Origin of the sequence: Pantoea sp. B9002 (assembly GCF_013385945.1) — a bacterium.
In the GTDB taxonomy this organism is placed as follows: domain Bacteria; phylum Pseudomonadota; class Gammaproteobacteria; order Enterobacterales; family Enterobacteriaceae; genus Pantoea.
Genome location: NZ_JACAPA010000027.1, coordinates 60,282 through 72,714, shown reverse-complemented (window position 1 = coordinate 72,714; position 12,433 = coordinate 60,282). Strand labels below are relative to the sequence as shown.

The 12,433-nt window shown below is 57.6% G+C and carries 13 protein-coding genes; 8 read left to right on the top strand and 5 right to left on the bottom strand.

The window, feature by feature from the left end; genetic code table 11:
* Positions 1–9: 9 nt before the first annotated feature.
* The 8 genes from HX773_RS14570 to HX773_RS14535 all read left to right on the top strand — a co-directional run bounded on the left by HX773_RS14570 (position 10) and on the right by HX773_RS14535 (position 8,330).
* Positions 10–954 carry an ABC transporter permease gene (locus HX773_RS14570; protein WP_176972173.1) on the top strand — a complete coding sequence of 315 codons (945 nt, stop codon included), beginning with the start codon at positions 10–12 and terminating at the stop codon, positions 952–954.
* On the top strand, positions 951–1,808 hold the full coding sequence (locus HX773_RS14565) for an ABC transporter permease (protein ID WP_176972114.1): 858 nt from the start codon (positions 951–953) through the stop codon (positions 1,806–1,808). The genes HX773_RS14570 and HX773_RS14565 overlap by 4 nt, the downstream gene beginning before the upstream one ends.
* Positions 1,805–3,415 carry an ABC transporter ATP-binding protein gene (locus HX773_RS14560; RefSeq protein ID WP_176972113.1) on the top strand — a complete coding sequence of 537 codons (1,611 nt, stop codon included), beginning with the start codon at positions 1,805–1,807 and terminating at the stop codon, positions 3,413–3,415. The genes HX773_RS14565 and HX773_RS14560 overlap by 4 nt, the downstream gene beginning before the upstream one ends.
* A complete protein-coding gene (locus HX773_RS14555) occupies positions 3,412–4,401 on the top strand; it encodes a putative FMN-dependent luciferase-like monooxygenase (protein ID WP_176972112.1) in 990 nt (329 codons plus the stop codon). Before HX773_RS14560 ends, HX773_RS14555 begins: the two co-directional genes overlap by 4 nt.
* 182 nt (positions 4,402–4,583) lie before the next feature.
* Positions 4,584–5,681, top strand: a complete 1,098-nt coding sequence (locus tag HX773_RS14550) for an alkylhydroperoxidase domain protein (RefSeq protein WP_176972111.1) — start codon at positions 4,584–4,586, stop codon at positions 5,679–5,681.
* A gap of 2 nt (positions 5,682–5,683) precedes the next feature.
* Positions 5,684–6,835, top strand: a complete 1,152-nt coding sequence (locus HX773_RS14545) for an amidohydrolase (protein WP_176972110.1) — start codon at positions 5,684–5,686, stop codon at positions 6,833–6,835.
* 23 nt (positions 6,836–6,858) lie between these two features.
* On the top strand, positions 6,859–7,707 hold the full coding sequence (locus HX773_RS14540) for a VOC family protein (protein WP_176972109.1): 849 nt from the start codon (positions 6,859–6,861) through the stop codon (positions 7,705–7,707).
* Between the two features lie 83 nt (positions 7,708–7,790).
* A complete protein-coding gene (locus HX773_RS14535) occupies positions 7,791–8,330 on the top strand; it encodes a GNAT family N-acetyltransferase (RefSeq protein WP_176972108.1) in 540 nt (179 codons plus the stop codon).
* A 181-nt stretch (positions 8,331–8,511) separates the two neighbouring features.
* Here the strand turns inward: HX773_RS14535 and HX773_RS14530 are convergent, their stop codons facing one another.
* The 5 genes from HX773_RS14530 to HX773_RS14510 all read right to left on the bottom strand — a co-directional run bounded on the left by HX773_RS14530 (position 8,512) and on the right by HX773_RS14510 (position 12,429).
* Complete coding sequence (locus tag HX773_RS14530; RefSeq protein ID WP_042569626.1) at positions 8,512–8,913, bottom strand: Imm63 family immunity protein; 402 nt, start codon at positions 8,911–8,913, stop codon at positions 8,512–8,514.
* Entirely contained in the window at positions 8,867–9,136 is a 270-nt protein-coding gene (locus HX773_RS14525; RefSeq protein ID WP_176972107.1) for a hypothetical protein, read from the bottom strand. Before HX773_RS14525 ends, HX773_RS14530 begins: the two co-directional genes overlap by 47 nt.
* A 261-nt stretch (positions 9,137–9,397) precedes the next feature.
* Positions 9,398–10,648 carry a PrpF domain-containing protein gene (locus tag HX773_RS14520; protein WP_176972106.1) on the bottom strand — a complete coding sequence of 417 codons (1,251 nt, stop codon included), beginning with the start codon at positions 10,646–10,648 and terminating at the stop codon, positions 9,398–9,400.
* A 375-nt stretch (positions 10,649–11,023) separates the two neighbouring features.
* Positions 11,024–11,416: a hypothetical protein gene (locus HX773_RS14515; protein WP_176972105.1), complete on the bottom strand. Its 393-nt coding sequence runs from the start codon at positions 11,414–11,416 to the stop codon at positions 11,024–11,026.
* Between the two features lie 179 nt (positions 11,417–11,595).
* A complete protein-coding gene (locus HX773_RS14510) occupies positions 11,596–12,429 on the bottom strand; it encodes a hypothetical protein (RefSeq protein ID WP_176972104.1) in 834 nt (277 codons plus the stop codon).
* Positions 12,430–12,433 lie beyond the last annotated feature (4 nt).

The following is a 12,433-nucleotide window of genomic DNA, read 5'->3' as shown; positions in this document are numbered from 1 at the left end:
AGGTTAATGATGCAACGTTCACTGCTGCGAAGAGTGGGTCAAAGCGTTTTGGTGCTGTGGGCCGCGTTTACCCTGTCGTTCTTTCTGCTGCAGGTGCTGCCCGGCGATGCGGTGCTGATCAAGTTTCAGAACCCGGATCTGGGCCTCAGCCCGGATCAGATCGCCGAAATGCGACTGGCTTATGGCGCGGATAATCCGCTCTGGCAGCAGTACGTGCACACGCTGCTGGCGATGCTGCGCGGTGATTTTGGTTACTCGGTGCAGGCGGGCGTGCCGGTCAGCGAACAGCTGATCAGCAACCTGCCCGCCACGCTGCAACTGGCGCTGCTCGGCTTTGCGCTGGCAACCCTTATCGCGTTCGCGCTGGCGGCGTTATCGCGCTTGCCGGCGCTGCGCTTCCTGCGTTCGGTGCTGCAATCGGTACCGGCGCTGTTTATCTCGCTGCCGACCTTCTGGCTCGGCATCGCGCTGATTCAGCTGTTCTCTTTCCAGCTGCGCTGGATCCCGGTGATCAATCCGTCGGCGCTGCAGGGTTTGATTCTGCCGGTGATTACCGTGGCGATCCCGATCTCCGCGCCGCTGGCGCAGATTCTGTTGCGCAGCATCGATCAGGTTTCTACCCAGCCGTTCGTGGCGGTGGCGCGTGCCAAAGGCGCCAGCGAAAGCCATGTGCTGTGGCATCACGTGATGCGCAATGCGCTGTTGCCGGTGCTGAACGTCGCCGGTTTGCTGCTCGGGGAACTGATCGCCGGGGCGCTGATTACCGAAACGGTGTTTGGCCTGAGCGGCGTCGGGCAGTTGACGCAGCAGGCGGTGAATAATCAGGACGTCGCGGTATTACAGGCGGTGGTGATGATCTCGGCGCTGGCGTTTGTGCTGATTAACCTGCTGGTCGATGCGCTGATGCCGCTGTTCGATCCGCGTCTGCAATCCATTGCCGGAGGCAACCGATGAGCCTGGTCGATTACTCAACTGCGCGTCAAAGCAACGGCAACGCGCGCGCGTCCCGCGTGCTCAACATCCAGCCGGGTTTGTGGCTGGCGTGGGGCGTGATGCTGCTGGCGCTGCTGGCGGCGTTTGCGCCAGGCCTGTTTACCCATTTCAGCCCGACGGAAGGCGTGCCCGGTGCGCAGCGTCTGCCGCCGCAGGCCGCTTACTGGCTCGGCACCGATCAGCTGGGCCGCGATCTCTACGCGCGCATTATTTATGGTGCGTCACAGTCGCTGTCGGCCGCGGTCGCAGCCGTAGCGATGGGGCTGATTGGCGGCACCACGCTCGGCGTGCTGGCAGGCGCGACGGGCGGTCGCACTGAGAACTGGCTGATGCGCTTAGTGGATGTGCTGCTGTCGATTCCCTCGCTGCTGCTGTCGCTTAGCATTCTGATTCTGCTGGGTTTCGGCACCGTGCACGCCGCGCTGGCGGTGGGCATCGCCTCGATTGCCAGCTTTGCCCGCCTGGCGCGTGGCGAAGTGGTACGCGTACGCCGCAGCGAGTTCGTTGAAGCGGCTTACGGCAGCGGCGGCAGTTTCTGGCGCGTGTTGTGGCGTCACATTTTACCCAACTCGCTGACGGCGGTGATCGCCTTCGCCGCCTTGCAGTTTGGCCAGGCGATTCTGGCGTTATCCACGCTCAGCTTCCTCGGCTACGGCACGCCGCCGCCGACGCCCGAATGGGGTTTATTGATCGCCGAAGGACGTAACTATCTGGCGACCGCGTGGTGGCTCACCACCTTCCCCGGCATTGTGGTGGTCGCCGTGGTGCTGGCCGCGAACCGCATCAGCCGTCAACTGGCCGGAGGTGACGCATGAGCGCGTTATTAGCCATTGAAAATTTAACCCTCAGCTATCGCCAGCGCGGCGAGTGGCGCGCAGTGGTTCACAACGTCAGCTTTGAGTTGCAGCCCGGTGAAATGGTGGCGCTGGTCGGTGAATCCGGCTCCGGCAAAACCACCACCTCGCAGGCCATTATTGGTTTGATGGCGGAAAATGGCCGACGAGACAGCGGCAAAATTGTGCTGAACGGCACCGATATCGCCGGCTGGTCATCTAAACGTCTTGATAGCCTGCGCGGCGTCAGCATCAGCTTAGTGCCGCAGGATCCGGGCAACTCGCTCAATCCGGTGAAAACCATCGGCGATCAGGTCGGTGAAATGCTGCAGCTGCACCTGAAAATCAGCAAAGCCGAACGCCAGCAGCGCGTGCTGGAATTGCTGCAAAAAGTGGGGCTAAGCCATCCGGAGCAGCGCCTGAAGCAGTATCCGCATCAGCTCTCCGGCGGCATGAAACAGCGCGTGCTGATTGCCATCGCCCTCGCCCTGCGTCCGCAGATCATCATTGCCGATGAACCCACCAGTGCGCTGGATGTCACGGTGCAAAAACGCATTCTCGATCTGCTGGATGTGTTGCGCCGCGAATCCGGCACGGCGGTGCTGTTTGTCACGCACGATTTGGCGCTGGCGGCAGAACGTGCCGATCGCCTGCTGGTATTTCGTCATGGCGAAGTTCAGGAACAAGGCCCGGCGGCGCAGGTGATCAACGCGCCTAAGCATGCTTATACGCGGCAGCTGTTGCAGGATGCCGATCCGGGCGACAGCGCGCTGTCCGTGCCGACACAAGCTAACTTCTCGTCGCCAGCGATTCAGCTCTCCGGCATCAATAAACAGTTTTCCCTTGGTCGCCAGCAGCAGTTGCAGGTGGCGAAAGAGGTGTGCGTGACCGTAGCGCGCGGCACCACGCACGCGCTGGTCGGCGAATCCGGCTCGGGGAAAACCACGCTGGCGCGCATTCTTTTGGGGTTTGAGCAGGCCGACAGCGGCCGCGTGGTGATCGATGGCATCGACGCCACCACGCTGCGCGGTGAAGCGCAACGTCAGCTGCGCCGCAAGATTCAGTTTGTGTATCAGAACCCGTTTGCCTCGCTCGATCCGCGCCAGACGCTGTTCGCCATCATTGAAGAGCCGCTGCGTAACTTCGAGAAACTCAGCAGCGAAGAGCGCCGTGAACGCGTCGCAGCCGTGGCGCAGCGCGTGGCGTTACCGCTGGAGCTGCTGACGCGCAAACCGCGCGAGTTGTCGGGCGGACAGCGTCAGCGCGTGGCGATTGCCCGCGCCCTGATTCTGCAACCGGCGATTCTGGTGCTGGACGAAGCGACCTCGGCGCTGGATGTCACGGTGCAGGCGCAGATTCTGCAACTGCTGCAACAGCTGCAACGCGAGCTCGGCCTCACTTATCTGTTTATCACCCACGACCTCGCCACCGTGCGCCGCATTGCGCACAGCGTCACCGTGCTGCGCGCCGGTGAAGTGGTGGAGCAAGGTGACACCGTCACGCTATTTAACGCGCCACAGCATCCGTATACCCGATCGCTGATTGACGCGATTCCCGCTTTCCGTCCGCTGATTAAGGAGTCTGCATGACGCGTAAACGCATTGGTTTTTTCACTCGCCTGCTGGATGACACTTCCGCACAGCAGCGCTATCGCCTGGCAACCGAACAGATTCAGCACGCCGAGCGCACCGGTTTTGACAGCGCGTGGATTGCTCAGCACCACTTTCACGAGAAAGAAGGCGGCTTGCCGTCGCCGCTGCTGTTTCTGGCCCACGTTGCCGCGCACACCCGCACTATTCGCCTTGGCACCGGCATCATCACGCTGGCGATGGAGAACGCGCTGCGCGTCGCCGAAGATGCGGCGGTGCTGGATCTGCTGAGCAACGGTCGCCTCGAAGTCGGTTTAGGTTCAGGCGGCACCGCGACCTCTTTTCTGCCGTTCGGCATCACTATCGACCAGCGCGCCAGCGTGTTTGCCGATCATCTGCATCAGCTACTGAGCGCCTGGCGTGGCGATACGCTGGGCCATCCGGATAATCATCTTTATCCCGCAGCGCCAACGCTGGCGCAGCGCGTGTGGATCGCCACCTTCTCGGTGGAAGGTGCGGCGCGCGCCGGACAAGCCGGGCACGGTTTGATGCTGTCGCGCACCCAGCCGCGTCCGGCGGGCCAGCCCGATTTGCCGCTCGACCAGATACAAAACCCGATGATCGATGCCTATCTGGCGGCTTTACCGGCGGGCATTGCGCCGCGCATTCTGGCCTCGCGCACCGCTTTTGTGGCCGATTCCAGTGACTACGCGCGCCGTCTCGCCGAGCCGGGCTTACAGCGCCAGGCACAGCATTTCCGCGAATCGGGACACGTTATTGGCAACACGCTGGACGAACAGGCGCGTCAGCTGGATGCACACTTCGGCGATGCCGACACGGTGCTGCAATCGCTGCTGGCCGATACGTCGCTGCAGCGCGTCACCGATATCAGCTTCCAGGTGCACTCCATCGATCCGCCACACGCCGACATTCTGCGTTCCATCGAATTGATTGCCGAGCATATTGCGCCCGCGCTGCGTGGGTAAGTCGGTGTGCATGAAGGTATAGAGATGAATACACACCTTACTGAGCGCACACCTTGTAGCGGCGCAATTCATTGCGCGATAAATCGCGCCGCTACGAAATGTGCGGAGGTTTGATTTAGTGCTGAGCTGGACCGTATTACGCCAGCTATGGCGACCGAATAACGCTTTAACAGGAGAATTCCATGTCTCAACCGTTTGATTTACTGGCCGCGCTGGCGGATATCGATCCCGCGTCTGAACTGGCGCAAGCCCGCGCCGAACGTCATGCCGCGACCCAGCATACGCAAGGCAGCTACGACGTGCTGTTTTCGCAAGATGATGAGGATTTGCCGTTAGCAGAACGTTTCGCCCTCGCCGCGCAGGTCGCGGCCTGGCATGGCGCGTCGAGTCTCGAAGCGCATTACCGGCAGCCGGATCAACCTAACAATGCACGCTTCGCTGCGGGTCTGGCGTTTGCGCAACTGCTGAGCCTGCATCCGGTTGATGCTGCGCCGCAGCACATCGAGACGCTGCAAGCTGCCGGCTGGTCGCCACGCGGCATCGTCACGCTGGCGCAGCTGATTGCTTTTGTCAGCTTCCAGAGCCGTTTGCTCGCGGGTTTGCGGTTGCTCAACGGCGAAGAGACGGCGTCGCAGCCGCATGCGGTGGCCGGTAAATGGCACGATGCGCCGCTCACCGTTAGCGGTAAAACCGCCCTCACCGCCTTTACCCAACAGGAACTCGGCTGGGAACCGTGGCTGGCGGCGAAACCACTGCAGGAATTTAGCGCTGAAGAGCAGGCAACGCTGGCGAAATTCGGCCATAGCGACTCTGATTACTTCCGCCTGCTGGGCCGCAATCAGCCGCTGCTCGAGCAACGCACGCTGACTGATAAAGGCATCTTCTACACCGCTGGCGGACTTTCACGCGCCGAGCGTGAACTCGCCGCCACGGTGGTGAGCAAGGTCAACGGCTGCATTTACTGCGCCTCGGTGCATGCGCGCAAAGCCAGCCAGCTGTCGAAAGATGAACCGGCGGTGCAGAAGCTGCTGAATGTCGCGCCGGGCGCTGAGCTGTCGCACGGACAATCGGCGCGCTGGGCGGCACAGATCGATCTGGTTGCCACCTTATCGATCACGCCTGCCGCCACCAGTCTGAAACAGCTGCACGCGCTGCGCGATCAGGGATTCAGCACGCTGGAGCTGCTGGACCTGATTCAATCCGCCGCCTTCTTCGCCTGGGCAAACCGCCTGATGCTGACGCTCGGCGAACCTTTCTTACCTGAACACACACAAGGATGACCATGACGGATCTTTCCCATCAACAGCTGGTGCGCTGGCGACGCGAGCTGCATCAGCATCCCGAGCTGTCGGATCAGGAATTTGCCACCACCGAGCGCCTTACCCGCTGGCTGCAGGAACTCAACGTCAAACTGCTACCGCTGGAATTGAAAACCGGTGTCGTGGCAGAAATCGGTCACGGCGAACCGCTGATTGCGCTGCGTGCCGACATCGACGCCCTGCCGATTGACGAGCAAACCGATCAAGCATGGCGCTCCCAGCAGCCGGGCGTGATGCACGCCTGCGGCCACGATCTGCACAGCAGCGTAATGCTGGGCGTCGCGCAGCAGTTGCAACGCATCGAATCCCAGCTGCCTGGCCGCGTGCGTATTCTTTTCCAGCCTGCCGAAGAGATTTTTACCGGCGCGAAACAGCTGCTGGCGGCGGGCGCGCTGAAAGATGTGCAGGCGATTTTCGGCCTGCATAACGCGCCAGATCTGCCAACCGGCACGCTGCGTACGCGCGGCGGCGCCTACTATGCCAACGTCGATCGCTTCCAGATCAATATCACCGGTAAAGGCGCGCACGCCGCGCGTCCGCATGAAGGTATCGATAGCATCGTGATTGGCAGCCACATCGTCACCGCGCTGCAAACGCTGCCGAGCCGCGTGTTCAGTTCGCTGGAATCGGTGGTGGTCAGCGTGACGCGCTTTACCGCCGGCAACAGCTGGAACGTGCTGCCACAAACGGTGGAGCTGGAAGGCACGGTGCGGACTCACAATGCAGCGATTCGCGCGCAGATCCCGCAGAAAATCAGCGCGCTGATAAACGGGATCGCCGCCGGATTTGGCGCGCAGGCGGAGCTGGTGTGGCAGGAAGGTCCGCCTTCGCTGGTCAACACGCCGGAGTGGGCCGATTTCGCGCTGGATTTGGCCGCAGAGCATGGCTATCAAACCCAAGTCGGCACGCCGCAGATGGGTGGCGAAGACTTCGCCTTCTACCTGCAACAGCTGCCGGGCGCGTTCGTCAGCATCGGCAGCGCCAGTGAATTTGGCCTGCATCATGCCGGTTTCGATCCGGATGAAGCGATGCTGGAACCGGCGGTGCATTACTTCACCGAGCTGGCCCAGCGCGCGCTGCTGACGCTGCGTCAACAACAGGCGCTGGCATCGTGACCATGAGAGCAAGGAGAAAAGCGATGGCGATTTCTGTACCTGTTCCACGTCTCGACCATGTGGTGATCAACGTTGCCAGCCAACTGGATGACGCCAGCGCGCTGTTTCGTCGCCTGGGATTTCAGCTGACCGAGCGCGGCCATCATTCGCTCGGCTCCAGTAATCATCTGGCGATTTTTGGTGATAACTATCTGGAGCTGTTGGGGTTTGAACCTGGGCGCGGCAACCTGCGCCAGGATTTGTGGCAGTCGCCAATTGGCCTCAGCGGTTTAGTGTGGAAAACCGAGGATGCCGACGCGGTGTGGCGTTATCTGGAGAGCCAGGACATCGACGGCGATCTGCCGGCGAGCTTTTTCCGTCCTGTTACTTTGCCGGACGGCACCGAGCAGGAAGCACGCTTCCGCACCGTACGGTTGCGGCCGTCGCTGGTTGCGAACGGCCGCAGCTTCTTTTGCCAGCACGACACACCGGATTCAGTGTGGCAGGACGCGTGGCGCGTCCACCCGAATGGCGTGAGCGATATCGTCGAGTTCGTGGTGGTGGCGCAGGATCCCGCCGCCGCCGCGCAACCTTACAGCCGATTATTTGGTGCCGATAAGCTCACCGCCTGTCAGGAAGGCGCGTTTGTGCTCAAAGCGGGCGTGGCGACGGTGCGCTTTGCCGCCGCGGAATACGTCACGCAGCGCTTCGCCGGATTGCCGATTGATTACGACGGCAGCGCGCGCATGGCAGGATTGAGTTTGCGCACCTCGGATCTGCGCAAAGTGAAAGCCAGCCTGCTGCTCGGCGACGTGCCGTTCCGCGAGGAAGCGTCGGCGATTATTGTCGGTGCCGAGCAGGCATTTGGTGTGGCGTTGCGGTTCCAGTTGTGATTACCCGCACGCATTTGCAGGGTCGCCATTTATGGCGACCTGGTTTAACGTGATCCACTTTCATCCATAAACGAAGGTGAAATGTGACCGCTAAACTGCATCTCGAAACCCCCAGACTTACCTGCTCGCAGATCGCGGAAGACGACTGGGACTTCTTCCGCCAGCTCCAGCTCTCGCCTCACGTCATGCATTACGTCGCCGATGCAAAATCTGAAGAAAAAATTCTCGCCGATTTCACAGCAAGATTGCCGCTCTGGTCGCCAGGCAGCGCGCATTGGCTGTGTCTGGTAGTGCGGGAGAAACAATCAGGTAATCGCATCGGCGTCAGCGGTTATATTCATCGCGAAAATGACTGCGCCGAAGTCGGCTTTCTGTTCGCGCCAGAAGCGCACGGCAAAGGCTATGCGCACGAGTCGCTTCGGGCGATTTGTGACTATGCGTTCAGCGACGGCGGCATCCATCGCCTGAGCGCCACCGTCACCGCAGGCAATACGCCCTCACGGCGACTGCTGGAAAAAGTCGGTTTTGTATTAGAAGGTGAACTGCGGGAAAGTTACTGGCTGAGAAATGCGTGGCATAACGATTGGTTGTTTGGGTTGCTGTGTGGGGAATATGGGTTGTAATACCGGTGTTATCCACTTGGTGGTAGTCGGATTTGGTTAGCGACTTAACGATATGCTATAGGGATAAGCATAAATGAGGCGGCTTTGTGCCAGAAGCGGAAGTTGGATGCTGAATGGTGGGAACAGTGATGCTCGAATCAAACTGATGATAACGACGTTTCTGAAAAATTATGTGGCCTTTTTAAACCTGTCCACTCAGGATTTCTGTAAATTCTCTGCGCTTCCTTGTTGCCCACTCAGGTTTGATGGAGAGCATTAAACTATATTGTTTTCGAAAATAAACATACCTGAATTCCGTTTCAGGTGAGCTATTCATAGCTGCATACTCTGTAGCCAGCCCAACCACACCACACTCAACAAACCAATAAAGAATCTCATCATCACTGAGGGTCACTTTACGCGCTATTTCGGCACCTCTTTCATTGACAATGAAATGATATTCTTTGCCATGAATTTCCAGATATGGAGTCGCCATACCATCAGATCTGTCAGGGATGGTGAAGTAATAATTGGGTCTTATTCCCCCTCCAATTCTTTCACCGATTTTGAGAAGTTCTGCGCGTAACTCTAGGATATTTTTCATGATTTATTTTTTTGAGGGTTAACCATTCGTTCCAGACATGCTCCGCATCAATATCTTGATAGCCCCGGCTTTTAGTCATGTCTCTGGCAATTTGTGTCGGTAATTCAATAGCGGTAGCATTATCTCGTATCGCCTCAACCTCATGCCTCAGCAGTTCACGATCGGCCTCCTTCTCTTTTGCTTCAAGCAACGCAACAAGTGACGGGATGAATACAACAGCCATTTCAGTAAGTCTCCACTAATCACTAAATTTGAATCATTTTGGCATAAGTAGCAGGCTGTTATACACCCTTAAGAACCAATGAATAATGACGAACATTCCCTATGGCATCAGGTTCTGATGTCTGCATTCCGCTCTCCGCTGACCTTCAGCGTCACGTGTTTGTCTCCTGTGTGCCAAAAGCAGCTGTTAAGGCTCACGCTAGGTCACCTCATACAATAATGCGTCGGTCGCATGCTTACTCAAAACACTCGAAGATGACGCTCAATCGATCACCGATTTCGCTGCTGTCTCCATCGCTTCGATCAATTGCGCTGACGCTCGATAAAGGGGGACATGGCCGCGCACCAAGATTTGGGTATTGCGTCGGTAAGCAGCGGCGCGAATGTCTATGCTCTCGGCATGAGCCTTGACACTGACCGTAGTATCCAACTTGCCCGCCGGATTCTCGATACTCACCTCCACATCCGAGTACGTCGCTGATGCGCTTTTAAGACCCACGGCCACCGCATGGGCGGTACTTCCCGACAGCAGGCATGCGGCGGCGAGACAGCAGCCGCCAGAGACGGCCATCGAAGCGTGCCCCGTCTGGGGCGTGAAATACCGGACTGCAATGTGCCCGCCGTGGCGTGGCGCGCCCACGATGCACACTTTGGGAATGGTTTCACTTCGTTCGAGATCGGCACGGCTCATTAGCTCTCCGTCGCGACGGCAAAGCTTCATCTTAAGACCAGCCTCAATCCAGACTTGCCTCAGCTTCGCCATGAACACAGCGTCGGCTTCAAGTTCTGAAATGGCTTCGTGGCCTGTCTTGCCAAAGCTGGCGGCATCGGCAATGACCATAGGCACAGCCACGTCTACACAAGAAACATTATGACCGGCGATCGTATCCATGACGTTACCTGTAGGTAGAAGAGTACCGGTCTTGTTGCCTACCGGTGACTGAAGGAAAAGATCGACGCGGGGGAATGCGCCGGCAACCCCAGGAATTTCGGCATTCACGAATCCTCCCTGGAAATCGCGGGACATCCGTGCGACGGTAAGAACGCCGGTGTTGGTGTTCTTGATTTCGATGTCAAAGCTCCCAGTAGCAGGCACTTCGATCAAGCCCGTGTCGATAGCCCAGAGCGGCAACGCGGAAGACATGTTGCCGCAGTTCACGCTCCAGTCTATGTCGCTATGATCACTGGCCAGTTGGGCAAGCGTACTGACGATCTGACGCCCCGAAGGCGTGTATTCCACCCGAGCCAAAAACACTTTGTTGCTGGTCGCAGGGCCCCGGCCAAGCCCGGTTATCTGCCGATTACCCTGCTGACTTCCATCAAGAGGGACGCCCATGAGATGGCGCAGTAGCTCTGCTCGCAGCCTCTCCTCACGGGGTAGCAAGGGCTCCCAAATAACCACGCCCGTCGAAGTACCACCTCTCATGTAATGCACTGGCAACTCCAACACGCCAGCATTCATCCGAGAGCTAAAGGCATCCCTGCAGACGGGAAACATAGGTGATTTTAACATCGATAACTCCACACATAATTGAGGCAGCCCTCAGATAGGCTCCTGCACGGTTTCAGAAGTGTTGGTCGCTGCGACGGCTCTAAATGGCGCCAGGCGTTTGACCTGTAACAATGCTGCAACGACACTTGATGACAATTGCAAGGATGTGAGCACTATACCCAGGATAAAGGAACCAGTTTGGTCATTAATAAGACCAATTATGTAAGGCTCTATGAACCCGCCGAGATTGCCAAACGCATTGATGAACGCTATACCCGCCGCCGCCGGTGAGCCAGTGAGAGAGCCGCCCGTTAAACGGTCGCGATGCAATCACATCCAGGGTGCTGATTGAAATGCCCACCATGACTCCGGACAGTGTGGGCACAGCAGCAGCTATCAACAGGCCTGTCGCACCCAGCAAGCAGTCACGTGGAGGGGACGGTTAGGGCTTTTATCGGATAATGCGCCCCAAGCGATCATTCCTACAATCGCGATACCGTAAGGGATCATCGACTTTAGTCCAATGTGGAAGCTGCTCAAGCCGTGCCCTTTGAGGATGTGCGTCAGCCAAATCGCAATCCCATAAGAGCCGACGGCGAATCCTAAATGAATAACACCCATGAGCATCACATTCAGGCTTCGGAAGGCGTCCTTAAAGCTGGAGATATGACCGCACGTTTTTTCCACCGAAAGCTTGGATACTAGCCAATCTTTTCCTTCTGGAGTGAACCATTTGGCAATGATGACGACCGGTAACTTCCGCATTTCGCTCAAAGCGGACCTTGCCATACGCACACATTCTTTCAATGCCAGATGCGGGAGATGTTAAAGCGCTTTGCCCAGATCGACGGTGAGCAGGTGAACATGGGTAATCAACCCTAAAACCATTATGGTGACGAAGTCGCGACTCATATTCACTGCCCTAGCCTGACGCTGAGGCAGTGAATACATCATTTCTGATCAACTTATTACAAATCCACGTTCAACGCCGGGGCACCAAAACTGACTAACTCCGCATTCGACGCAGTAAAATAGTCGCGCCAGAATATCTCAAGCTGCTGAATGATTTTCCCTGAGCGATAATTGTTTTTCGCATCGGTATCAATCAATCCTGCACCTGCGACAAACACCTTTGCGCCGGCAAAATCCGCTAACAAATTCTGCTGCTTAACCTGCTGCAACTCTTTCTCTGGCGAGAGCAAACGCAGCGCGTTATTGCGGTAGAAGCTATCGAAAGCGCTGTTTTCCAGCATATCGGAGATCAGAAACAGAGTACGTGACGCGTTTTCATCCTGCTCAAGATCATGACTAATGCGTTTCAGGCTATCGAGGATCTCGCTTTTAGCGATGTTATCGCCCTTCTCAGCGAAACTTTTTGCCATCAGCCCACCGAATGCGCTCGCGAAATATTGCTTCTGCTCAATCAGGCATTTGTCGAGGTTCTTCAAACTTTCCATGCCTTGATTGTCGCGGATTTTCTTGTCCGTGAGTAACGGCTCCAGACGACCATCAAATAAGCGCTGCATGAAATTGTTCTGCAACAACGCCGAGAACTGATAAAGCACCACATGATCGCCGGGCTGACTAAAACGCATGATCTGCTGCCAACTGGCATTTTTGATCTGCAGCGGCACTTTAACCGTTTGATCAATAATCACCACCAGCTCACGACCGCTGTTGGCCGGGCGATATTGACTGAGTTTGGCATAGTCATAACAGCTCGGAATATCGTTGCGATCCGCAGCCTGCGCCAGGGCATTCACCCCGGCTAACAGCAGCAAACACCATTTGCTGATCTTCACCTGA